Raw genomic sequence first — 20,861 nt, 5'->3', positions numbered from 1 at the left:
CAGGCTGAAAGGCCGCGTTATTGTGCGGCCCGATTATGAATGAGGAGACCGCACATGGCGACAGAACGTACTCTTTCCATCATCAAACCCGACGCCACCCGTCGTAACCTGACCGGCAAGATCAATGCCGTGTTTGAAGACGCTGGCCTGAAGATTGTGGCGCAGAAGCGCGTGCAGCTGACCCCGGCTCAGGCCGGTGCGTTCTACGCTGTGCATAAAGAACGCCCGTTCTACAACGATCTGGTGTCCTTCATGATCTCCGGCCCGGTCGTTCTGCAGGTTCTGGAAGGCGAAAACGCCGTTGCCAAGAACCGCGACGTCATGGGTGCCACGGACCCGAAGAAAGCTGAAGCACACACCATTCGTGCTCAGTTTGCTGAAAGCATTGAAGCCAACTCCGTGCACGGTTCCGACAGTGCCGAGAACGCTGCCAATGAAATCCGCTTCTTCTTCGCGGAAACCGAAATCCTTCCCTGAGAAGGTCTTTCATGTAAGGAGCGCGCTTTTTGCCTGAGGGCATGAGCGCGCTGGCATGAGACACTCTGGCCCGGACCGGAACCCGCTACGCGTTACAGCGTTCTGGGAACTGGACGGGCCAGATGTGTACGGGGCGTATGAGTCCGCCCGAAAGATGACACCTGCGTAAAGCACATAAAAGTTATGAGTAGACCGGATAGCCCGAAAAGAGGGGTTAAACGGAAACTGAAATGATGAAAAAATAATTCTATAACAAAGAGTTATGGGTTATTTCCTGCCTAGAAACGTGCCTGAAGACATCTGTTCCACGCATGGGTGGTGGGGTGTCAGCACCAAGGTTGTGGACGGCTGATCCTTTATGATCCGACACTCAAAAATTCTGACAAACCGGTAGAGGCCATGCCTTTCTGTGGCCGCCCGTATAGGAAAGGAATGTCATGAAAGTCCTGGCGGTTCATCCCAGCGCCCTCATGTATACCAAGGTTTTTCTCCGGCTGGAGCCGCTCGGGCTGGAGCTGGTGGCAGGCGCTGCGCGAGATGCCGGGCATGACGTGCAGATTATTGATCTGCAGGTTGAAACCCATAAGGATTACTGGGAGCTTCTGGAAAGCTTTAAGCCTGATGTTGTCTGCTTCTCCGGCAACTATCTGGCCAATGTACCGGAAATTATCGATCTGTGCCGCGCCACACGGGTACGCTACCCCGATATTTTCCAGTTTATTGGCGGGCATTCCGTCTCCTTCATTGCGCGGGATGTGCTGGCTCTGTCCGAAGGGGCTGTGAACTGCATTCTCAAAGGGGAGGGCGATGCCTCCATCGGTCTGCTGCTGCGCGCGCTGGAAGATGGGAAAGATCTGCTGACCGTCCCCGGTGTTGTCACCATGACGGGGGAAGGCCCGTCACCCGTGTTTGTGGAATCGCTCAACGATATCCGCCCGGCACGTGACCTGCTGCGGCATCGCAACAAGTATTTTATCGGCACGCTGGACCCGGCAGCTTCTATTGAGTTTGCGCGTGGCTGCCCGTGGGATTGTACCTTCTGCTCCGCATGGACATTCTATGGTCGCTCCTACCGTACCGCCAGCCCGACCGTGATTGCGGACGAACTGGAGGAGATCAAGGAGCCCGGCATCTTCATTGTGGATGATGTGGCCTTTGTGCACGAAGAGCACGGCATGGCCATTGCCAATGAAATCAAGAAGCGCGGCATCAAGAAAGAATACTATCTGGAAACGCGGGCCGACGTGCTGCTGCGCAACAAGGAAGTGTTCAAGGTCTGGAGTGAGATCGGCCTCTCCTACATCTTCATCGGTATGGAAGCGGTGGATGAGGAAGGGCTGAAGCAGTTCCGTAAGCGTGTCTCGCTGGACAAGAACTTTGAAGCGCTGGATTACGCCCGTTCTCTGGGGCTGATTGTCGCCATTAACATTATTGCCGACCCGGACTGGGATCGCGGTCGTTTTGAGGCTGTGCGGCAGTGGTGTCTGGAAATTCCGGAAATCGTCAATATTTCCGTCACGACGCCCTATCCGGGCACGGAAATCTGGCATAAGGAAGCGCGTCGCCTGACGACGCGCGATTACCGCCTGTTTGATATTCAGCATGCGGTGCTGCCCACCAAGCTGCCGTTGCCGGAATTTTATGAAGAACTGGTGAAGACCCAGCAGGTGCTCAACACCAAACATATGGGCTGGGAAGCACTGAAAGATACGGCCGGGATTGCAGGCCGCCTGCTGCTGAAGGGGCAGACAAACTTCCTGAAAATGCTGTGGAAGTTTAATTCCGTCTTCAACCCCAAACTTCAGCTGGCCGACCATATGCGCAAGGCCCGCTATCTGATGCCCATTCAACCGGATGTGGTGGATTCCGTGGACCGGAAAGACCTGTATGTGCATGGTCCTGGTGGCCGCAAGACGCGTGCGCTGGATGATGCAACAGAGCAGTTTGTTGATAAGACCCGCATGACTGAGGATGCCTGCGCCGCTGATAGCTGATAGCTGATAGCTGATAGCTAAAGCCTGAACCTGCTTTGTGGGTTCAGGCTTTTTTTATGGGGCGGAGGTTTGAGGCACGTCTGGCATGGCCGGCGGCGGGAAGCAGAAGGCTCCGGCTGTATAGCTTTCAATCACCGCGCTGATGGGCGTGCCATCCTGCCGGGACAGCACGGCATGATGCCGGAACAGGACAGGCGGAAAAGTCAAAGGCTGATCTGAGCCTGTCGGCAGGGGGGTAAGTTCCCACCCCAACGGCAGCGGAGACCACACGCGCTCGGCCTGCACAAGGCGGCGCGTAAAGGCCAGAGGGGCTGTGACGCGCCCGAACGGGGTCTCAGTGGTATCCAGCTCTCTATTCATCTCATCCGTCAGGCGGCTGGGCAGATACCAGTTTTCTGCATCCGAGAGCGTGAGATTTCCACACATTAGCCGGACATGTCTGTAACGCAGGGTGTCTGGCGCGGCCTCTGCAGGCAGGCGTAGGGCATCTCGCAGTGCTGCCGGGCAAGGGCGAGGAGGGGTTTTCTGGCAGATGGCACGTACTATCGGGGTGGGAGCCAGATGATGCCGCATGCTCCAGTCTTCCAACGTCCGGGTGGCGCTGGATGTGCTGAGGAGTGTGGCGTCCAGTTCTTTCAGCAGGGCTGTCAACATCAGGCGATGCACCGGCGTATCCCGCCAGCAGGGTTCAGGCTGAGGCTGCAACGCGGCAGAAAGAGAGGGCATATCCGGCATGGGGAGCATCTTACTCTGCACAACGTGCTCTGCCGAGGGGGCACCCGCAAAAGACCGCTCTTGTAACTCTGGCCCCGTCTGAAGAGGAATCAACACGTTTGGCCGGAGCAGGGCTTTTGGCAAGGGCAGCGGATGGTCTAGAATGCGGTTTGTTCTGGCGGCAAGTAGCCAGAAATCAGATTTCAACAAGGGATAACGTGACAATGGCAACCACAGAAACAAGCTTTATGGTGGAAGGCATGACCTGTGATGGTTGCGTCTCCGCCATAAAACGGGCTCTGGCTGCTGTGGATGGGGTGCAAAGCACAGACGTCAACCTTGCCACGGGCGAGGTGAAAATTGTGTATGATCCTGCAAGAGCAGGGATTTCCTCCTTGCAGAACGCCATTCTTGGGGCGGGTTTCGACGTCGGATAAAGCAAAACCGGCTCTGTCATGCGGTCCGCACGGGGGCGATTTGCCAAGCCTTATACTAGGCGCACAACGCAAGGCATGGCAGGGTAGGCAGCCCTATCCGGCGTTTGGATGTCGGCGCAGAGTGGCGAGGAAAAGGTCAGCGTGGTTGTGAGACGGAACAAGAAGACAATCGGCTTTGGAATTATGCTCACCGGCCTTACGCTGCTGGGCGGATGTTCTTCTGAAATAGGCCGTAAGCCTTTGCTGGATACGGATGTGTCCTGCCTGAGAAATCAGATGAAAGGCCCGATGTTCCTCAGTTTCCCGCTGGCGGCCAATACCTGCCAGCGTATGAGTAACCACAACTTCATTCTGGGTGAAAAAGGCGCGCACCCGCTGCCGCTGAATCTGAAAGATGCGCCGGACCTGCAGAAGCAGGCGGATGAATACGGTTACAGCTACACCAAATAAAGGCGCTCAGCTGTCCAGCTCTGTGTCCCAGTACAAATAGTCACGCCAGCTTTCATGCAGGTAATTGGGCGGGAAGGCCCGACCGTTATCCTGCAACTGCCATGAGGTGGGGCGCACAGGGCGCTGCCGGGGCAGCATATTGATGCTGTGGGGCAGGTGCGGGCCTTTGCGCAGGTTACAGATCCCGCAGGCCGTCACGACATTTTCCCACGTGGTGCGACCGCCTTTGCAGCGGGGGATGACGTGGTCAAACGTCAGGTCCTGCGTGGGGTGCTTGTCCCCGCAATACTGGCAGGAAAAATTGTCACGCAGGAAAACATTAAAACGGGTAAAGGCCGGTTTGCGGGCAGACGGCACATAGTCCTTCAGCGCAATCACGCTGGGGAGGCGAAAGGTCTGGTGGGGGGAATGCACTTCCGCATCATACTCACTCAGCACCGAAACCCGGTCGAGGCACACAGCTTTAATGGTATCCTGCCAGGACCATAAAGAGAGTGGAAAGTAGGAGAGCGGACGAAAATCCGCATTCAACACCAGAGCAGGGAAATTTATCGTACTGCCGTCAGCCAAGACGCGCCTCCTTGGTGCAGGTGAGGGCGCAACTTCCAAAAGCTGGCGTAAAAACTCGTAACAGAACGCCGTCAGAAGTGCGTCGTCGAGATCAGTGTTGGGCTGAGTATTGCAGATAGATTGGTTTCCCGCAAGAAATGGCCTAAGTATTTAACAAAACAGTATTATTATCATTTTGTGAGAGTTTTATGCGTGCTGTTCTCCTCAGGTGTGTCTCATGATGGAGTCCTCATGGGTGACCCGTTTTGCTCCCAGCCCCACCGGCTTTTTGCATCTGGGGCATGTGGCATCTGCTCTGGCAGGCTGGACCCATAAAGAGCCGAACGGCATCTGGATTGTGCGGATGGAAGATATTGACCCGCAACGCTGCCGGGAGAGTTACGCCACGGCTCTGCTGGAAGATCTGGAGTGGCTCGGCTTACGCTCTGCCCGTCCTGTTTTGCGACAATCTGCCAATATGGCCGCCTATCGTGCAACGCTGGAGCAGCTTGACCAGATGGGGGTGCTGTATCCGTGTTTCTGCACCCGGTCTGACATTGCGCGGGAGTCTGCGGGCATGATGTCCGCCCCGCATGCCGCGCCCGATGGCAGTCTGCGCTACCCCGGCACCTGCCGCCATCTGTCGCTAGACGCACGGGCCGCCGCTCTGGCGGAGGGAAAGCCGCATGTGTTGCGGCTGGATATGGCGCGGGCGCTGGAGCGGGTCAGGGCACAGGCTTCATCCAACTGGCCGCTGACTTATACAGACCTTGAGCGCGGCACTGTCTATTGCCAGCCGGAGTTGTTTGGGGATGTTGTGCTGGCCAGACGGGATGTGCCTGCCTCTTACCATCTGTGTGTCACGCATGATGATGCCGCACAGGGCGTCACGCTGGTCACACGCGGGGAGGATCTGCGCCCCGCGACGGACTTGCACCGGTTGATACAGGCCCTTATGGGCTGGCCCGCACCGGCTTATCTGTTTCATCCGTTGTTGTGTGATGCGGAGGGGCGGCGTCTTTCCAAACGGGATGGAGCCAAAGCTGTTCGTGCGATGCGGGACGCAGGGATGACACCGGAAGAGGTGCGGCAGGCTGCCGGGTATCCCGGCGTTTTTGGGTGAGCCGTCTGAGATTTCCTCCAGTCATTTTTAAATGATTTTTCATAAAATTTGACGACAGACGCGGTTTCGCCGGTTCCGCCGGAGGCAGAAGCGCATTAGTGTGTTGGCCCTTGCCGGTTTTTTATCTCCATCAGGCTCTGTTCCGGCAGCACAAGGCGGGGCCGATGGCATAATGTGTCAGGAAGTGTTGGGATTATGAGCATTGTTGCTGACCGTCTGAACAGGATCAGCCCGAGCCAGACGATTGTTATTTCGACCAAAGCGCGTGAGCTTAAGGCGCAGGGGCGAAATATCATTAGCCTTTCGGCTGGTGAGCCGGATTTCCGCACGCCTGACAATATTGCCCGCGCCGCCATGAAGGCGATTGAAGACGGCCAGACCCGCTACACCGATGTGGCTGGCACGCCCGCGCTGCGTAAAGCCGTGGCGGACCGCTTCCGGCTGGATAGCGGTCTGGATTACATGCCGGAAGAAATCATCGTCTCCACCGGCGGTAAGCAGGTAATTTACAATGCCATGATGGCATCGCTCAACCCGGGCGATGAAGCCATTATCCCGGCTCCGTGCTGGGTGTCTTACCCGGATATCGTGACGCTGGCCGAAGGCGTGCCGGTCATTGTGCCGTGCCGTCGGGAAAATGGATTCAAGCTGACAGCCGAAGAGCTGGAAGCTGCCATTACGCCTCGTACCAAATGGGTTTTTCTGAACTCTCCCTGTAACCCCACCGGGGCCGCGTACTCTGCGGAAGATCTGCGCCCGCTGTGCGACGTGCTGCTGCGCCATCCGCATGTCTGGGTGTTTACGGACGATATTTACGCCAAACTGACCTATGACGGCTTCCGTCCGGCCACGTTTGTGGAAGTGGAGCCGCTGCTGCGTTCCCGCACCGTGACCATGAATGGTGTGTCCAAAGCCTATGCCATGACAGGCTGGCGCATTGGCTTCTCCGGTGCGCCGGTGGAACTGACCAAAGCGATGAACAAGCTTCAGGGTCAGTCCACCTCCAATACCTGCTCCATCGCACAGGCCGCGGCTGTTGAAGCGCTGACCGGCCCGCAGGACTTTATTTGTGAAATGGTCAAAACCTATCAGGCGCGGCGCGATCTGGTTGTGGACATGCTGAACGAGGCCGAAGGCCTGGAGTGTGACAAGCCGGAAGGGGCGTTTTACGTGTTCCCGTCCGTCAAAGGCTGCCTCGGCAAAACCTCCCCCGGTGGCCGCAAGCTGGAAACGGATGAGGATTTTGTCACGGCCCTGCTGGAAGAAGAAGGCGTTGCAGCCGTGCATGGCTCGGCCTTCATGTATCCGGATTACATGCGCATTTCCTACGCCACGGATACGGAAAGCCTGCGTGAAGCCTGCACCCGCATCCAGCGCTTCTGCAAAGGGTTGATTTAAGAGTATGGCCCGGTCTTTCGCCCGTCGGCTGGAGGGGCTGCCCGCTCCTGCCACTATTGAAATGGCGCGTCGTGCCCGTGCGCTGCGGGCGGAAGACAAGCCGGTTATTTCTCTGGCACTGGGGGAGCCGGACTTCCCCACGCCGCCTGCCGTGGTGGAAGCTGCCCATGCGGCGGCTTTGGCCGGGCAGACCAAATATCCGCCGGTTGACGGCACACCGGCCCTGAAAGCCGCTATTGCCCGCAAGTTCACGCGGGAAAACGGTCTGGATTACGCGCCGGATGAGATCATGGTCTCCAATGGCGGCAAGCAGGTGATTTTCAACGCCTTTATGGCGACGTTGAACCCCGGTGATGAAGTGGTTGTGCCTGCACCCTATTGGGTCAGCTATCCGCTAATTGCCCGCATGTTTGGCGGTGTGCCGGTCACGGTGCCGTGCCGTGAGGAAGATGGCTTCAAGCTGAAAGCCGAGGCTCTTGCTGCGGCCCTCACGCCGAAGTCGCGCTGGCTTGTGCTGAACTTTCCCAATAACCCGACCGGTGCGGTGATGACGGCGCAGGAGCTGGAGGCGATTGCTGAAATCGTCCGTCAGTATCCTGATCTTTGGGTTTTGTCGGACGAGATTTACGAGCATCTGGTGTTTGACGGTGTGCGTTCAGCCTCACTGGCTGCTGTGGCACCCGATCTGAAAGACCGCATTATCACGCTGAATGGTGTGTCCAAAGCCTATGCCATGACAGGCTGGCGCGTCGGTTTTGCCGGTGGGCCGAAAGACCTGATTGCCGCCATGCGGGGGGTGCAGGGTAATGCCACGTCCGGCATTTGCACCATTGCGCAGGCTGCTGCTGCGGCGGCGTTGGATGGTCCGGCGGATCTGGTGCAGGAAATGGCCGCAACCTATGGCCGCCGCAGACAGATGGTGGTGGATGCTCTGCGTCGCATTCCCGGTCTGACCTGTGCCATGCCGGAAGGCGCATTTTATGCGTACCCGGGTGTGGCCGGGTGTCTGGGGCGGACCAGCGTGGGCGGTGCCCGGCTGGAAACGGATCATGATTTCGCGCTGGCGCTGCTGGAAGAAGAGTATGTTGCCGCCGTGCCGGGGAGTGCCTTCGGGCAGTCGCCCTACCTGCGTCTGTCTTGTGCCACCAGCGATGCCGACCTGATGGAAGCCTGTCAGCGTCTGGAGCGTTTTGTTAGCAATCTGCGCTGAACAGGTCGCCCTTTTTCTTCAGGATGAAACCGTGCGCAGGAAGCGCACGGTTTTCTTGCCTGCGTTCAGGTAGGCATAATTCTGGGCGCTGTTGTAAATTGTAAAATCATTAGCATTCACAAGCTGAGTCTCTGTATCGAACTCAATGGTGAGTGTCCCTTCCAGCACAAAAATCATTTCATGCCAGCCTTCCGGGTCGGGTTCCGCCACATAGCGTTCCCCCGGTGCAAGAGACCATAGCCACAGCTGCGTATCCTGCCGGGCGGGGGCTGCCCCAAGCAAGGTTGCTTTGCTGGAGGGTGTTTTACCCCGCCACATCACTTCCTCAATGCGGCGTAATTCGCGGTCCGGATTGCTCACCAGTTTGAGAAAGGTTGTGTCCAGTGCTTCTGCCAGACGGTCCAGACTGCCCAGACTGATATTGGCGGTCCCGGCTTCCAGACTCACAATCATGCGGCGGCTGATGCCGGATGCATTGGCCAGAGCTTCCTGACTGAGGCCAGCGTCTTTGCGCAGGCGACGCAGATTTGTCCCCACATATTTCAAAACATCAGATCGTGGGGGTTGATTGTGCATTATAGTGCCCATATACGCTGCTAACTATGATCAAGACTCCACCCGCCTCTGGCTCTCACGTCAAGTTCCTGTCGAAACAGGAGATCATACTTGTCCTGATCACCATGCTGTGGGGGGCAACGTTCCTGATCATCCACCATACCATGGAGCATACTGGCCCGCTGTTTTTTGTGGGCGTACGGTTTCTTACGGCAGGCCTGATGTCTTTGCTGCTGTTCCGCAAATCGCTGGCGGGGATGACACGGTATGAGCTGAAGGCCGGGTGCATGATCGGGGTTGGCGTCTTTCTGGGCTACACCTTCCAGACGCTGGGCCTGAAAACCATTTCCAGCAGTCAGTCCGCTTTTATCACGGCTTTGTACGTGCCGATGGTGCCGTTTTTGCAGTGGGCCGTGCTCAAACGCAGGCCGCATATGATGAGCTGGGTGGGCGTTCTGATTGCTTTCGTCGGTTTGATCTGCCTGACCGGGCCGGACGCCGCCAGCGGCCTGAGCTTCAGCCCCGGTGAGATTGCGACCTTGCTTGGTGCGGTCTCCATAGCGGGTGAAATCATTCTGATCAGCCGCTACGCGCTGCGCGTGGATAGTCGCCGCGTGACCATTGTGCAGTTGCTGGTGGCTGGCATTCTGGCGCTGGCCTTCATGCCGGTAGCGGGGGAACATATCCCGGCTTTCTCATGGGTGTGGGTGGCGTCCGGCGTGGGGCTGGGGGTGATGAGTGCGGTGATCCAGTTCGCTATGAACTGGGCGCAGAAAACCATTTCCGCCACGCGGGCGACGGTTATTTACGCAGGGGAGCCGGTCTGGGCCGGACTTGTGGGGCGTATTGCCGGAGAGCGTCTGCCGCCACTGGCCATAGCGGGCGCTGGGCTGATTGTGCTGGGGGTTCTGGCGAGTGAAATCCGGTTGCCGCGTCGTAAGAAAGACCCTGAACTGCCCTGACAAATCAGCCGTTCAGCACATTGCGGGTCGAACGCCGGGCAATCGCAGAGGCAGCTTCTGTATCGGGGAGCAGGCCGATCAGTTGCAATTCATCACAATACTGGGCCATCTGCTCGCGTAGTGCATGACCCGTCACCGGGCTGATGGCGGGTTGATGATGCAGCATGGCGCGCATGGCGTCGGTGCTGACATCTGCGGAGTCATCGGCGACGAGTGTCGCGGCTTCATCCCGGTGCTGATTGGCCCATTTTGCGGCATCGCGCAGAGCCAGAGTCAACGCGGTTGCAGCATCCGGGTCCGTGTCCAGCGCGGCCTTTGAGGCTCCAAGGATCAGACTGGTGCGGTCCGCATAATGGCCCGTATTGCTGCCAACCAGTTCAGAAAACAGGTCCGCATGGCCGTTCAGCAGTTGCCAGGCCAGCGGGTCATGCGCCACGACGGCATCAATGGTGCGCGCGCGGGCGGAGTCAACCATCTGGTCTGCTGGCATATCAGTCCAGGTAATGCCGCCCATGGCATTAATGCCCTTGCGGCGCATCATGATGGCGAAGAAAAATTTATCCGCAGCATTCTTATCCGGCATGGCCACTGTGCGACCCACAAGCTGGTCCAGCCGGGTGATGTTTGCCCCCCGCCGCACCAGCAGGCGGAACGTGCCGGGCTGAATGCCCAGTATGAGGCTGGCAGGCAGACCGCCATACAGACGAGGGAGCCAGGTTAACGCAGGCGCGACGGCATAGTCCGCTTTACCGGCCGCCAACGCATCCAGTGCCTCATTCCCATTTTGCGGGGTGGAAACGCTTTCCACATCCAGACTGTAGCGGGCAAAAAACCCCTTCTGATACGCCACGGCCAGCACCGGGGCTGTGTCCGAGTGCGGCCAGATCAGCTTGAGTTTGCGATACTGGCCATCCGGCTGCTTGCGTGGTGGCCGATTATGCGCGTGGTGTTCAAACGCACCCACGGCTCCCGCTATGGCCAGCCCGGCAAGGCTGGTCAGAACAATTCGGCGGCGGAAGGCCGGGTCGGAGGAAGGTCCTTGTGCGCTCATGCTTCTTTCTTACCACGCGGGGTTTTCAGCGTCGTCTGCTCATAAAAACATGCAACACAAAAAAAATGAAAAAAGGGGGTTTACGGCACCCCCGGATCACGGTTATACGATGCCTCGCTGATCCCGAATAGCTCAGTTGGTAGAGCAAGCGACTGTTAATCGCTGGGTCGTAGGTTCGAGTCCTACTTCGGGAGCCAGCCTTTCTTCTTAAAATTCAAAATAGATTTTTACGCTGTAAGCTATGGCATTTTGCTATGCAGTTTGCGTCGAGAGGTCTGTTGTTCTGATTCCAGTGGAACGCGTTCTGGCTGACCGTTTCAGTCCCAGACTGCTGCGCTCTTCATGCTTCCCAAAAAATCCGTTCAAAGCATCCGTCATGGCAAATCCGCTGTGGGCGGCGCTATGTGTTTATGAAACCAGAAAGGCTGCTCTTTTCCGTTTCACCCGGAAGAAAGCAGCCTTTTTGTCAGCCTCAGCGCAGAGCGGCGATGCCGGTCAGTTCCACGCGCCAGTCCGGGTTGGCGAGTTTGGCTTCCACGGTGGCGCGGGCAGGTTTGTTGTCACGGTCCAGCCAGGCATCCCATGCCCGGTTCATGCCCGCCATGTCGTTCATATCTGCCAGAAAAATCTGCACGGAGAGCAGGCGGCTTTTATCTGTGCCCGCTTTGGCCAATAGGGCATCAACCTGCCGCAGAATGTCCGCCATCTGCCCTTCTGCATCCGCAGAGGCATCATCTGCGACCTGGCCGGCCAGATGCACCAGTCCGTTATAAATTACTGCGCCTGTCAGGCGTTCTTCGGGGTCAAGGCGTGTAATCGTCATGGGGTTTTCCCTGTGTGTGCAAAATGGTTTCAGACCACCGGCATGTTATCAATCAGCCGGACATCGCCCAGACTGGCGGCGACAAAAAGTCGCGAACCGACCTCAGCCTTTTCAACAGTGCCAAGTGATTTTTCAGAGCGCAGATCCAGATAGTGCACGGTAAAACCCGCATCTTTCAGGGTCTGTGTGCAGTGTTCCAGAGCGGCGGTAACAGGCTGGCCAGCTTTCAGAGCCGCAAGGCAGTCCATCAGAGCCTTCGGCAGATGGCTGGCTTGTTCCCGCTGGGCCGGGGTGAGGCGTTTATTCCGTGAGGATAAAGCCAGATGATCCGCTTCCCGCACGGTGGGAACCGGCAGGATAGTGAGAGGCAGGTCGAGATCCGTCACCACCCGACGGATAATGCAGAGCTGCTGGAAATCTTTTTCCCCAAAAGCCGCGATGTCGGCACGGGTTTGCATGAACAGCTTGGTGACAACTGTTGCAACGCCATCAAAATGGCCGGGCCGGTCTCCGCCGCACAGCATCCGGTCAGGGCCGGACACGCTGATACGGGTGCAAAAGCCGGGCGGGTAGATCTGCGTTTCATCCGGGGCGTACAGAACGTCCACCACGCCGGTTTCTGCCAGAAGCGCTTCGTCGGCCTCCAGACCGCGGGGGTAAAGCTGGAAATCATCCGGGTTGTTGAACTGGATCGGGTTGACGAAGATCGTCACAATCCGGCGGGTGGCTTTGCCGTCCAGTGCGCGCACCAGCGTCAGATGGCCTTCGTGCAAAGACCCCATGGTGGGCACCAGCCCGATTGTTTCACCCTCATGGTGCCACTGCGTGACAATTTCGGCCAGTTCGTGTCTGGTTCTCACAAGCTTCATGACGCATCCCGGTTTGCGATAAAAGGGAAGGACAGCCGCCCGCACGGTTTATGCACGAGAAAACCGAGGAGGGCGGCTGTCCGGCCTGCGCCCGTCTTACTGTGTTTTCAGGAACGGTTCCAGCAGCACCCGGTCCGCAGCGCTCAACCGGCTGGCGGCAGTGCTGGCCTGATGCCAGTATGGATAAAGCAGGGGCGGCAGGCTGGCCTGATTGAGGCGGCTCAACTGGTCTTCCGACAGCACCAGTTCGGCAGCTTTCAGGTTGTCTTTTAGCTGGTCTTCCGTGCGCGCGCCGATAATGACGGACGTAATAGCCGGCCGGTGCATGGTCCATGCCAGAGCGATCTGGGCGGCGGATACGCCATGCTCTTCGCCAACAGCAATCAGCACTTCGACAATATCGAACAGCTTTTCCTTGTCATGCACCGGCGGTTCACCAAAATCTTCAAGCTGGCGGCCCTGCGGGGTGGGCTGGTTACGGCGATACTTGCCGGACAGCAGGCCACCTGCCAGCGGACTCCAGACCTGCACCCCAAGCCCCTGATCAACAGCGGCGGGCAGTAGTTCATACTCCGCATCCCGCGCCTGCAGGGAGTAATAAATCTGCTGGGAGACAGGGGCAATCAGCCGGTTCCGTTCAGCGACGGAAAGCGTTTTCATCACCTGCCATGCGGAGAAATTGGAAACGCCTGCATAGCGGATTTTGCCCGCACGGGTCAGGGTATCCAGCGCTTCCAGCGTTTCATCCAGTGGGGTAAGGCCGTCCCATTCATGCAGATAGTACAGATCAATATGGTCCCGGCCCAGACGCTTCAGGCTGGCTTCACACGCGGCAATCAGATGCAGGCGGGAAGAGCCTTCCCCATTCGGACCGTCCTGCATGCGAAAGCGGGCTTTGGTCGTCACCAGAGTTTCCTGCGAGCGACCTTTCAGGGCTTCTCCCAGAATGGTTTCAGACTCTCCGGTGGAATAGACGTCTGCTGTATCAAACATGTTGATGCCAGCATCCAGACACAGGTCAATCAGGCGGCGGGCCCCCGCTGTATCGGTATTGCCGGTTTTGGCAAAAGAGCCTTTGCCCCCGAATGTCATGGTGCCAAGGGTAAAGGCGGAAATACGCAGGCCGGACCGACCGAGCTGGCGATACTGCATCATTCTGTTCTCCGTGCGTGTGGCGGGTAAGGTATGAGCCCCTTGAGAGCTGACGGCTCAGGGCCTTTGTTTCAAGAGTGCAGGGCTGCGTACACAGTGTTTTGACATCTCCCGGAGAGCCTGCTTAACAGGACGCGATGGTTCCCGCTTTGGGATGAAAAGGGAAGTACGGTGAGAACTCCGCTGTTTCTTGGCCGTCGCTGCCCCCGCAACTGTATGTGACATCAGGCTTGTTCCAGCACTCTGCCACAGGGTGTTGTACCACTGGAGACCTCTCCGGGAAGGTATGGAACGAGTGAGAAGCCCCCGGAAAACCGGTGGTTTTGTGTCATCAGCCAGGAGACCTGCCATCTGATTTCTGGAGTGTCATGCCTGGCGGGGTGTCCAGTGCGTGATGGCGCGTTGCGATGCGCGCTACCGTCTGGCTTGTCCGGGCGGCCTTGGAACTGCACCCCCATGCCGCTTTGTGCGGTGTGTTGCCTGAAGGGTGTTCATGTCGGCCGCATTTTCTGCACCTGTGGTCAAAGGATGGTGTCCCGGCCTGTTTGCGCCCATGCAGGCGGCGGACGGCTGGCTGGTGCGCGTGCGTCCGCCTCTGGGCCGGATGACAGCAGCGCAGGCCCATCTGCTGGCAGATGTTGCGGAACAGGACGGCAATGGACAGATCAGCCTGACCAACCGGGGCAACGTGCAACTGCGCGGCTTTAGTCTGGAAGCAGCGCACGCTTTCCCGCAGCGTATGATTGCGGCTGGTCTGGGACAGGCTGACCCGGAAACCGAGCGACGCCTTGCTCTTCAGGTTTCTCCTCTGGCGGGGATAGATCCTGCCTGTGCGACAGAGACTATGCTGTGTGCTGACGCTCTACGGAGCGGCTTGATAGACCATCCGTCTCTTTCTGCCCTGCCTGATAAATTTGGTTTTTGCGTTGATGGCGGCGGATTTTTCCCGACAGGATCTCTGCGTGCCGATATTATGCTTCAGGCTGTTGAAAGCACGGCATCCTCAGAGGCTGGCTGGCGCGTGGTGTGTGGGAGTAGCTGCTCAGAGCCGCAGACCGTGCATGAGGGCGTGCAGATAGCCCTTGCTCTGGCGGAGGCTTTTGTAAAACGCGGTGAAACGCAGCGGCCTCTTCGCGAGCCAGCTATCGGGAAACAGCTGTTTGCAGAAATTGGACTTAGGGGCGTGTCAGCCGCCGGGGCAGAAATGCAGAACGGAAGCCTTCTTGCCGCGCGGGCAGGCCATCTGACAGGCTCAGCTTATGCTGCCGTAGCGCCGCTAGGGCGTCTGACGGCTACAACGCTTCGCGCCTGTGCGCACGTTGCGCAGCAAGGAGATGGCGTGTTGCGGATGACGGCATGGTCTGGGCTTGTTTTTGCCGGTCTGAAAAAAAATCCTGAAATTTCTGGAATGATCACGCACCCTGATGATGCACGCCTGCGCGTTTATGCCTGCATTGGCGCGCCGGGATGTGCGCAGGCTGCTGGAGATGTGGGGCGCGATGCGCTGGTCCTTGCGCCGTTCCTGCCGGATAAAGCCGATCTGCATGTATCGGGCTGTCGTAAGGGCTGTGCGCATCCCGGTGCCGCAACGGTCACGCTGGTTGCCGGGAGTGAGGGCTATGGCATGGTGCTGCAGGGCACGGCCAGCGATGAGCCGATTTGTATTCTGCCAAAAACTGAAGATGTAAGAGCTTTTTTGCAGGCTCTGCCTAAAGGAGACGTTTGAATATGCAGGCTTATGATTATATTCGGGATGGAGCCGCTATTTATAAACGCTCCTTTGCCACCATCCGGGCAGAAGCGGACCTGCGCGGCTTTTCGCCTGAGCAGGCGCAAATCGTCGTCCGGATCATTCATGCATGCGGCATGGTGGATGTGGCGCAGTCTGTGGCGATGACGGAGGATTTCGTCTCTTCAGCAAGAGCATCCCTTAAAAAATCCTGTGCTATTCTTTGTGATTCCGAGATGGTCGCGCATGGTATTACCCGTGCCCGTCTGCCTGCGGAGAATGAGGTCGTGTGTACCCTGCGGGATACCCGCACACCGGAACTGGCTAAGGAGATTGGCAATACGCGCTCCGCTGCCGCGCTGGATTTGTGGGGGGAGAAACTGGCCGGGGCCGTGGTAGCAATCGGTAATGCCCCCACGGCGTTGTTCCACTTGCTGGAACTTCTGGATGCCGGTGCACCGAAGCCTGCGGCTATTATCGGTTTGCCAGTCGGCTTTGTGGGCGCTGCGGAATCCAAGGACGCTCTTGCAAAAAGACACGATGTTCCATGGCTGGTTGTGCACGGGCGGCTGGGAGGCAGCGCCATGGCCGCGGCGGCCGTGAACGCACTTGCAAGTGAGGTTGAGTGATGGCGCACGGCACGTTGCATGTGGTGGGTGTCGGGCCGGGTGACCCGGACCTGATGACGCTACGGGCAGTGAAAGTCCTGCAAGCAGCACCGGCGGTGGCGTATTTCTGTCGGCATGACACGCAGGGTCATGCCCGGCGTATTGCACAGGCGCATATTGCCCCAACCACGCAGGAAATCCGGCTGGCGTATCCGTTTACAACCGAGATTTCCGTCAAAGATCCCGCATATCATACGGACATGAACGCGTTTTATGACCGCTGCGCGCAGGATCTGGCCACCGTTCTGGAACAGGGGAAGGATGTGGCTCTGCTCTGCGAAGGTGATCCCTTTCTGTATGGCTCAGCTATGTATCTGTTTGACCGCTTGCGCAGCCGGTTTGCAACGCAGGTTGTGCCGGGCATTTCCGCCATGAGCGGATGCTGGTCACAGGCGGCGCGGCCTATGACGCATGGGGATGATGTGTTGTGCGTGCTGCCCGCCACCATGCCGGAAGAGGATCTGGCGCACTGGCTGGAAAAGGCCGATGCCGCTGTGGTGATGAAGATTGGCCGCAATATGCCAAAATTACGTAAGGCGCTGACACAGGCAGGGCGTTTGCCAGAAGCTGTTTATGTGGAACGCGGCACACAGCCAGAGGCGCGGTGTTTGCCTCTGGCAGAGCAGGAAGGGCCTGCGCCCTATTTTTCACTGGCGTTGGTTCCTGGCAGAAAGGGTGTCCGATGACGGGGTCTGTCAGCATTATCGGGCTGGGACCGGGCAATGTGCTACAGCGCACGCCACAGGCTAATCAGGCGCTCAGTCGGGCGACGGATCTGGTTGGCTATGGGCCGTATGTGGAGCGCGTTGAGGCGCCTGCATCAGTTGTGCGGCACAGTTCGGATAACCGGGTGGAACTTGAGCGGGCGCGTCATGCGTTGGAAATGGCCATGCAGGGGCGGCATGTTGCTGTCGTGTCCGGTGGGGATGCAGGCGTGTTCGGCATGGCCAGCGCCGTGTTTGAGGCCGTAGACCATGGGCCGCAGGAATGGCGCGGGCTTGAGATTACGGTTGTCCCCGGTGTCAGCGCGGTTCTGGCTGCATCGGCACGGCTGGGAGCGCCTCTGGGGGGCGATTTCTGTGTGATGTCGCTTTCTGATAACCTCAAGCCTTGGTCTGTTGTTTTGCGCAGGCTGTCTCTGGCTGCAGAGGCCGGGTTTGTGATTGCATTGTATAATCCGCGCTCCAAAGCACGCCCGACGCAGTTGGGCGAGGCTCTGGACCATTTGCGCGGATGCCTGCCGGGATCAATCCCGGTTGCTTTTGCGCGGGCCATGGGGCGGGAAGATGAGGCCGTACGTTTGTCCACTCTGGCAGAAGCTGATGCCACATGGGCGGATATGAGCACGCTGGTGCTGATTGGCTGTGTAGCCAGTCATCTGATCCCGCGTCCAGACGGGAGCGTGTGGTTTTATACGTCGCGCAAGGTTGAGGCGGTCTGATGCGTTTGCAGCCACGCCATAGCCTCTTTCGGCGTGTCTACTCTCGGGCAGGCAGGGTGTGGCGGGCGCTCAACCATAATCACCGGGCAATGCAGGGTGCGAGCCGCTTCCAGTTTTGGAAAGGTTGCCGTTCCGCCAGAGTTTTTGGTGACCAGAATATCAATATGATGCGCCTGCATCACCGCCAGTTCTGCCGCGTAATCAAACGGTCCGCGCGCGGACAGGCATGTGGTGTGCGGGGGCAGGCTGGTTGGGTCTGGTGCATCAATGGAGCGCAGCAGATAGGTGTGTTGCGGGGCAGCGCAGAACGGTGCGACCTCCTTGCGTCCGGTTGTCAGAAAAACCCGCAAGGGGTGCTGGCCATAACCTGCGGGGGCCGCCAACAGGCTGGCAGCTACGGTCAGGCTGGGGACACTGTGCCACTGGTCTTCCGCAGTGGGGAGCCACGCCGGGCGTTCCAGCCGAAGCAACGGGAGCTCCAGGTCTGCGCAGGCTTTGGCGGCATGCTGGCTCATGGTGGCGGCAAACGGGTGCGTGGCGTCAATCACAGCTTGAATAGCATGATGATGCAGCCAGTCTTTCAGTCCTTTCACGCCTCCAAATCCGCCAATCCTCACAGCGATATTGGGCAGATGCGGGTTTTTGGTCACGCCAGCCAGAGAGAGTGTGGGGGCAAAAATAGCCTCATGTTCCAGCAGACGGCACAGGCCCGAGGCTTCCGTCGTGCCGCCCAGAATCAGCACGGGCAGGGGTGCAGAGGCAGCAGAGAGGGGCATGGCGTGCTGTATCCTGAAGGAACGTATGGGTCTTTCCATAGCGACCGGCATGGGGTTTCTGCAAGTTGGAGGCTCCGAGAGAGGATGAGCGTGACGAGGGCAGCGCGGAACCGGGGAGAGAGATGTGATGTCTGATGTCTGGCTGACGCTGATCGGTATTGGGGAGGACGGGCTGGACGGCCTGAGTCCTGCTGCCCGCACACTGCTCTCTCATGCGTCGTATGTTGTGGGGGGCGCACGGCATCTGGAACTGGCGGCTGAGAATATTCAGGGAGAAACGCTGGTCTGGCCGTCACCTTTTCAAAAAGGTGTAGAGGCTGTTCTGGCCCGTCGGGGCATGCCGGTCGTGGTGCTGGCGTCTGGTGATCCGTTTTTCTATGGCGTTGGTGCAACGCTGGCCAGGTATGTGCCCCCGGAGGAAATGCTGTGTTTGCCTGCGGCCTCGTCCATGTCTCTGGCCTGTGCGAGTCTTGGCTGGGCCTTGCAGGATTGTCGGGTCGTGTCTTTGTGCGGGCGGCCTATGCAGCGTATGAGGCCATTTTTGCAGCCCGGAGCGCGGCTGATTGTGCTGTGTGCGGATGAGCAGTCTCCGGCTCAGGTTGCGGAATGGCTGACGGAGTCATGCTTTGGGCGCACACGTTGCCATGGGCTGGAAGCGCTCGGCGGCCCAAGAGAACGGCGGTATGATTTTGAGGCGCGGCACGGTGTGCCCGTCACTCCCGGCAGGCTGACTATTCTGGCGCTGGAGATTGTACCGGACAGCCGGACGTTTAGCCTTTCTCTGACTTCGGGCCTGCCGGATTCCTGCTTCGAGCATGACGGGCAGATGACGAAACGCGAAATTCGTGCCGTGACGCTTTCGTCTCTTGCCCCGCGTGCCGGGGAATTGCTGTGGGACGTGGGGGGCGGCTCTGGCTCTGTAGGGATTGAGTGGATGCTGGCAGACCCGTCCTGCCGCACCATCACGCTTGAACCCGTGCCGGAACGGGCTGCACGGATCGCCCGGAACGCTCTAAAGCTGGGTGTGCCCGATTTGCAGGTTGTGGAAGCGCGTGCGCCACAGGGTTTTGAAAATCTGGAACGCCCGGATGCTATTTTTATTGGCGGAGGCGGAAGTCGTGCTGATGTTCTGGAAGGCGCATGGGAGGCTCTCAAACCCGGCGGTCGACTTGTGGTTAATGCCGTGGTGATGGAAACGGAAGCACGGCTGATGCAGGCGGTGCAGGAATGGGGCGGCACACTGACCCGTCTGGCAGTCTCCCGCATGGAAGGGGTTGGGCAGATGCACGGCTTCCGTCCGGCTATGAGTGTGACGCAGTGGGTGGTGTCGAAACCGGAAGATCTTCCATGAGCGTGGCCGGGATGGGATGGAGCAACTCGGCCAGCGCGACCGAGGCAGCGACTTTTGTGCGGCAGGTGGTGCAAGAGAATAAGGCCACTGCTTTGACATATCTGGCAGTTCCGGGCTTTCGGCACGGTGAAGCGTTACCGGAGGACGTGGCCTCGCTGCTTGGCGTCCCTCTGTTCTGGGTTTCGGATGACGCATTGCGGGGCGTGCAGAATATTTGCCAAACAGTTTCAGAAAGAGCTTTGCAGGAAAGAGGTTTTGCCTCTGTGGCAGAAGGCTGTGCACTGGCTGGAGCTGGAGCTGGAGCTGGAGTGTGGTTGCGCGTGCTGCGGCAAGCGCATGCGGGCATAACCTGTGCGGTGGCGGAAGGAGAGGAAACGAAATGACGGTTTATTTTATTGGGGCCGGCCCGGGGGCTGCGGATTTACTGACGCTTCGGGGGCGCGATCTGCTGGAGCGCTGCCCGGTGTGCCTGTATGCAGGCTCCATTGTGCCGCCGGATATGCTGAAATTTTGCGCCGAGGGCACGCGGCTGGTGGATACGGCCCCGCTTTCTCTGGATGAGATTGAAGCGGAATATGCCAAAGCTCATGCGGAAGGGCACGATGTAGCCCGCCTGCATTCAGGCGATTTGTCCATTTACAGTGCCGTTGCGGAACAGACGCGTCGGCTGGACCGGCTGGGGATTCCATGGAGCATGGTGCCGGGTGTACCCGCCTTTGCGGCTGCGGCCTCTGTTCTGGGGCGGGAATTGACTATGCCGGGTGTGGCCCAGAGTGTTGTGCTGACGCGTATGACGGGCCGGGCATCCGCTATGCCGGAGCGTGAAACACTGGCGGCGTTTGCGACCACAGGTGCGACGCTGGCTATTCATCTGGCCATTCATGCGCTGGGAAAGATCGTGCAGGAACTGACGCCTTTTTACGGGGCAGATTGCCCTGTCGCCATTGTGGCGCGGGCGACATGGCCGGATCAACTCGTGTTACGCGGCACACTGAGCACGATTGAAGCAGAACTGGCGCAAAACCCGGTGGAACGCACAGCTCTCGTGCTAGTGGGACCTGCTCTGGCGGAAAAAGACTTTCGGGAAAGCGCTTTGTATGACCCGGATTATCGGCGGCGTTTCCGGAGTTAA

At 58.6% G+C, this 20,861-nt stretch carries 23 protein-coding genes, 1 tRNA gene and 1 riboswitch; of the genes, 16 read left to right on the top strand and 8 right to left on the bottom strand.

What is annotated here, in order from left to right; all coding sequences use genetic code 11:
- The first annotated feature begins 54 nt into the window (after positions 1–54).
- Both ndk and hpnR read left to right on the top strand, forming a co-directional pair.
- Positions 55–477 carry a nucleoside-diphosphate kinase gene (gene ndk / locus KP703_RS06285; RefSeq protein ID WP_043553592.1) on the top strand — a complete coding sequence of 141 codons (423 nt, stop codon included), beginning with the start codon at positions 55–57 and terminating at the stop codon, positions 475–477.
- A 437-nt stretch (positions 478–914) separates the two neighbouring features.
- A complete protein-coding gene (gene hpnR, locus KP703_RS06280) occupies positions 915–2,471 on the top strand; it encodes a hopanoid C-3 methylase HpnR (RefSeq protein WP_062141462.1) in 1,557 nt (518 codons plus the stop codon).
- Positions 2,472–2,525: 54 nt separating this feature from the next.
- On the opposite strand, the gene KP703_RS06275 is transcribed toward hpnR, so the two are convergent.
- Positions 2,526–3,206 carry a hypothetical protein gene (locus KP703_RS06275; RefSeq protein ID WP_215754163.1) on the bottom strand — a complete coding sequence of 227 codons (681 nt, stop codon included), beginning with the start codon at positions 3,204–3,206 and terminating at the stop codon, positions 2,526–2,528.
- 203 nt (positions 3,207–3,409) lie between these two features.
- On the opposite strand from KP703_RS06275, the gene KP703_RS06270 reads away from it, so the two are divergent.
- Positions 3,410–3,622 (top strand): heavy-metal-associated domain-containing protein, encoded by a 213-nt coding sequence (locus KP703_RS06270; RefSeq protein ID WP_062141467.1) that lies wholly within the window; start codon positions 3,410–3,412, stop codon positions 3,620–3,622.
- Positions 3,623–3,805: 183 nt separating this feature from the next.
- Positions 3,806–4,072, top strand: coding sequence for a hypothetical protein (locus KP703_RS06265; protein ID WP_062141565.1), 267 nt, complete (start codon positions 3,806–3,808; stop codon positions 4,070–4,072).
- Between the two features lie 6 nt (positions 4,073–4,078).
- Here the strand turns inward: KP703_RS06265 and KP703_RS06260 are convergent, their stop codons facing one another.
- On the bottom strand, positions 4,079–4,642 hold the full coding sequence (locus KP703_RS06260) for an HNH endonuclease (RefSeq protein WP_043553596.1): 564 nt from the start codon (positions 4,640–4,642) through the stop codon (positions 4,079–4,081).
- 220 nt (positions 4,643–4,862) lie between these two features.
- Here KP703_RS06260 and gluQRS point away from each other — a divergent pair, with 220 nt between their 5' ends.
- The 3 genes from gluQRS to KP703_RS06245 all read left to right on the top strand — a co-directional run bounded on the left by gluQRS (position 4,863) and on the right by KP703_RS06245 (position 8,352).
- The gene (gene gluQRS / locus KP703_RS06255; RefSeq protein ID WP_215754295.1) at positions 4,863–5,744 is read left to right on the top strand and encodes a tRNA glutamyl-Q(34) synthetase GluQRS; all 882 of its coding nucleotides are present in this window, start codon (positions 4,863–4,865) and stop codon (positions 5,742–5,744) included.
- A gap of 195 nt (positions 5,745–5,939) precedes the next feature.
- Entirely contained in the window at positions 5,940–7,142 is a 1,203-nt protein-coding gene (locus KP703_RS06250) for a pyridoxal phosphate-dependent aminotransferase (RefSeq protein ID WP_215754162.1), read from the top strand.
- Positions 7,143–7,146: 4 nt separating this feature from the next.
- Complete coding sequence (locus tag KP703_RS06245) at positions 7,147–8,352, top strand: pyridoxal phosphate-dependent aminotransferase (protein ID WP_215754161.1); 1,206 nt, start codon at positions 7,147–7,149, stop codon at positions 8,350–8,352.
- Between the two features lie 18 nt (positions 8,353–8,370).
- Here KP703_RS06245 and KP703_RS06240 read toward each other — a convergent pair whose 3' ends face one another.
- Positions 8,371–8,928 (bottom strand): helix-turn-helix domain-containing protein, encoded by a 558-nt coding sequence (locus KP703_RS06240; RefSeq protein WP_215754160.1) that lies wholly within the window; start codon positions 8,926–8,928, stop codon positions 8,371–8,373.
- A gap of 26 nt (positions 8,929–8,954) precedes the next feature.
- Between KP703_RS06240 and KP703_RS06235 the strand changes: the two genes are divergently transcribed.
- Positions 8,955–9,869, top strand: a complete 915-nt coding sequence (locus KP703_RS06235; protein ID WP_215754159.1) for a DMT family transporter — start codon at positions 8,955–8,957, stop codon at positions 9,867–9,869.
- A 4-nt stretch (positions 9,870–9,873) separates the two neighbouring features.
- On the opposite strand, the gene KP703_RS06230 is transcribed toward KP703_RS06235, so the two are convergent.
- Positions 9,874–10,920 (bottom strand): ABC transporter substrate-binding protein, encoded by a 1,047-nt coding sequence (locus KP703_RS06230; RefSeq protein WP_215754158.1) that lies wholly within the window; start codon positions 10,918–10,920, stop codon positions 9,874–9,876.
- A 121-nt stretch (positions 10,921–11,041) separates the two neighbouring features.
- Here KP703_RS06230 and KP703_RS06225 point away from each other — a divergent pair.
- Positions 11,042–11,117, top strand: a tRNA-Asn gene (locus KP703_RS06225).
- Between the two features lie 275 nt (positions 11,118–11,392).
- Here KP703_RS06225 and KP703_RS06220 read toward each other — a convergent pair.
- The 3 genes from KP703_RS06220 to KP703_RS06210 form a co-directional block, all read right to left on the bottom strand.
- On the bottom strand, positions 11,393–11,743 hold the full coding sequence (locus KP703_RS06220; RefSeq protein WP_061501652.1) for a RidA family protein: 351 nt from the start codon (positions 11,741–11,743) through the stop codon (positions 11,393–11,395).
- A 29-nt stretch (positions 11,744–11,772) separates the two neighbouring features.
- Positions 11,773–12,612, bottom strand: a complete 840-nt coding sequence (panC, locus tag KP703_RS06215) for a pantoate--beta-alanine ligase (protein ID WP_215754157.1) — start codon at positions 12,610–12,612, stop codon at positions 11,773–11,775.
- Positions 12,613–12,708: 96 nt separating this feature from the next.
- Positions 12,709–13,764, bottom strand: a complete 1,056-nt coding sequence (locus tag KP703_RS06210) for an aldo/keto reductase (protein WP_215754294.1) — start codon at positions 13,762–13,764, stop codon at positions 12,709–12,711.
- 121 nt (positions 13,765–13,885) lie between these two features.
- Positions 13,886–14,131, top strand: a riboswitch (cobalamin riboswitch).
- 126 nt (positions 14,132–14,257) lie between these two features.
- Between KP703_RS06210 and cobG the strand changes: the two genes are divergently transcribed.
- Genes cobG through cobJ form a run of 4 tightly spaced genes read left to right on the top strand, consistent with a single transcriptional unit; the run spans position 14,258 to position 17,602 of the window.
- Positions 14,258–15,490: a precorrin-3B synthase gene (cobG, locus tag KP703_RS06205; RefSeq protein WP_215754156.1), complete on the top strand. Its 1,233-nt coding sequence runs from the start codon at positions 14,258–14,260 to the stop codon at positions 15,488–15,490.
- A 2-nt stretch (positions 15,491–15,492) separates the two neighbouring features.
- Entirely contained in the window at positions 15,493–16,122 is a 630-nt protein-coding gene (locus KP703_RS06200; RefSeq protein WP_215754155.1) for a precorrin-8X methylmutase, read from the top strand.
- The gene (locus tag KP703_RS06195) at positions 16,122–16,847 is read left to right on the top strand and encodes a precorrin-2 C(20)-methyltransferase (RefSeq protein WP_215754154.1); all 726 of its coding nucleotides are present in this window, start codon (positions 16,122–16,124) and stop codon (positions 16,845–16,847) included. The genes KP703_RS06200 and KP703_RS06195 overlap by 1 nt, the downstream gene beginning before the upstream one ends.
- Positions 16,844–17,602 (top strand): precorrin-3B C(17)-methyltransferase, encoded by a 759-nt coding sequence (gene cobJ, locus KP703_RS06190; protein WP_215754153.1) that lies wholly within the window; start codon positions 16,844–16,846, stop codon positions 17,600–17,602. Before KP703_RS06195 ends, cobJ begins: the two co-directional genes overlap by 4 nt.
- Here the strand turns inward: cobJ and KP703_RS06185 are convergent.
- Positions 17,572–18,378 (bottom strand): cobalt-precorrin-6A reductase, encoded by an 807-nt coding sequence (locus tag KP703_RS06185; RefSeq protein WP_215754152.1) that lies wholly within the window; start codon positions 18,376–18,378, stop codon positions 17,572–17,574. The two genes, cobJ and KP703_RS06185, sit on opposite strands and share 31 nt — an antisense overlap.
- A gap of 127 nt (positions 18,379–18,505) precedes the next feature.
- Here KP703_RS06185 and cbiE point away from each other — a divergent pair, with 127 nt between their 5' ends.
- From cbiE to cobM, 3 genes are read left to right on the top strand one after another with little or no spacing between them, the layout of a single operon-like run.
- Entirely contained in the window at positions 18,506–19,729 is a 1,224-nt protein-coding gene (gene cbiE / locus KP703_RS06180) for a precorrin-6y C5,15-methyltransferase (decarboxylating) subunit CbiE (protein WP_215754293.1), read from the top strand.
- Complete coding sequence (locus tag KP703_RS06175) at positions 19,726–20,112, top strand: cobalamin biosynthesis protein (protein ID WP_215754151.1); 387 nt, start codon at positions 19,726–19,728, stop codon at positions 20,110–20,112. Before cbiE ends, KP703_RS06175 begins: the two co-directional genes overlap by 4 nt.
- Positions 20,109–20,861: a precorrin-4 C(11)-methyltransferase gene (gene cobM, locus KP703_RS06170; protein ID WP_215754150.1), complete on the top strand. Its 753-nt coding sequence runs from the start codon at positions 20,109–20,111 to the stop codon at positions 20,859–20,861. Before KP703_RS06175 ends, cobM begins: the two co-directional genes overlap by 4 nt.

This window comes from Acetobacter sp. P5B1 (genome assembly GCF_018811985.1).
Taxonomy (GTDB): domain Bacteria; phylum Pseudomonadota; class Alphaproteobacteria; order Acetobacterales; family Acetobacteraceae; genus Acetobacter; species Acetobacter cerevisiae.
Note: the sequence above shows the minus strand (reverse complement) of the source record. Positions and strands in the feature narration are given on the sequence as shown.

Bases quoted from the DNA above. Each gene is read 5' to 3' on its own strand.
- ndk (WP_043553592.1), top strand. From the start codon at position 55: ATGGCGACAGAACGTACTCTTTCCATCATCAAACCCGACGCCACCCGT.
- hpnR (WP_062141462.1), top strand. From the start codon at position 915: ATGAAAGTCCTGGCGGTTCATCCCAGCGCCCTCATGTATACCAAGGTT.
- KP703_RS06275 (WP_215754163.1), bottom strand. From the start codon at position 3,206: ATGCCGGATATGCCCTCTCTTTCTGCCGCGTTGCAGCCTCAGCCTGAA.
- KP703_RS06270 (WP_062141467.1), top strand. From the start codon at position 3,410: ATGGCAACCACAGAAACAAGCTTTATGGTGGAAGGCATGACCTGTGAT.
- KP703_RS06265 (WP_062141565.1), top strand. From the start codon at position 3,806: ATGCTCACCGGCCTTACGCTGCTGGGCGGATGTTCTTCTGAAATAGGC.
- gluQRS (WP_215754295.1), top strand. From the start codon at position 4,863: ATGGAGTCCTCATGGGTGACCCGTTTTGCTCCCAGCCCCACCGGCTTT.
- KP703_RS06250 (WP_215754162.1), top strand. From the start codon at position 5,940: ATGAGCATTGTTGCTGACCGTCTGAACAGGATCAGCCCGAGCCAGACG.
- KP703_RS06245 (WP_215754161.1), top strand. From the start codon at position 7,147: ATGGCCCGGTCTTTCGCCCGTCGGCTGGAGGGGCTGCCCGCTCCTGCC.
- KP703_RS06240 (WP_215754160.1), bottom strand. From the start codon at position 8,928: ATGCACAATCAACCCCCACGATCTGATGTTTTGAAATATGTGGGGACA.
- KP703_RS06235 (WP_215754159.1), top strand. From the start codon at position 8,955: ATGATCAAGACTCCACCCGCCTCTGGCTCTCACGTCAAGTTCCTGTCG.
- KP703_RS06230 (WP_215754158.1), bottom strand. From the start codon at position 10,920: ATGAGCGCACAAGGACCTTCCTCCGACCCGGCCTTCCGCCGCCGAATT.
- KP703_RS06220 (WP_061501652.1), bottom strand. From the start codon at position 11,743: ATGACGATTACACGCCTTGACCCCGAAGAACGCCTGACAGGCGCAGTA.
- panC (WP_215754157.1), bottom strand. From the start codon at position 12,612: ATGAAGCTTGTGAGAACCAGACACGAACTGGCCGAAATTGTCACGCAG.
- KP703_RS06210 (WP_215754294.1), bottom strand. From the start codon at position 13,764: ATGCAGTATCGCCAGCTCGGTCGGTCCGGCCTGCGTATTTCCGCCTTT.
- cobG (WP_215754156.1), top strand. From the start codon at position 14,258: ATGTCGGCCGCATTTTCTGCACCTGTGGTCAAAGGATGGTGTCCCGGC.
- KP703_RS06200 (WP_215754155.1), top strand. From the start codon at position 15,493: ATGCAGGCTTATGATTATATTCGGGATGGAGCCGCTATTTATAAACGC.
- KP703_RS06195 (WP_215754154.1), top strand. From the start codon at position 16,122: ATGGCGCACGGCACGTTGCATGTGGTGGGTGTCGGGCCGGGTGACCCG.
- cobJ (WP_215754153.1), top strand. From the start codon at position 16,844: ATGACGGGGTCTGTCAGCATTATCGGGCTGGGACCGGGCAATGTGCTA.
- KP703_RS06185 (WP_215754152.1), bottom strand. From the start codon at position 18,378: ATGCCCCTCTCTGCTGCCTCTGCACCCCTGCCCGTGCTGATTCTGGGC.
- cbiE (WP_215754293.1), top strand. From the start codon at position 18,506: ATGTCTGATGTCTGGCTGACGCTGATCGGTATTGGGGAGGACGGGCTG.
- KP703_RS06175 (WP_215754151.1), top strand. From the start codon at position 19,726: ATGAGCGTGGCCGGGATGGGATGGAGCAACTCGGCCAGCGCGACCGAG.
- cobM (WP_215754150.1), top strand. From the start codon at position 20,109: ATGACGGTTTATTTTATTGGGGCCGGCCCGGGGGCTGCGGATTTACTG.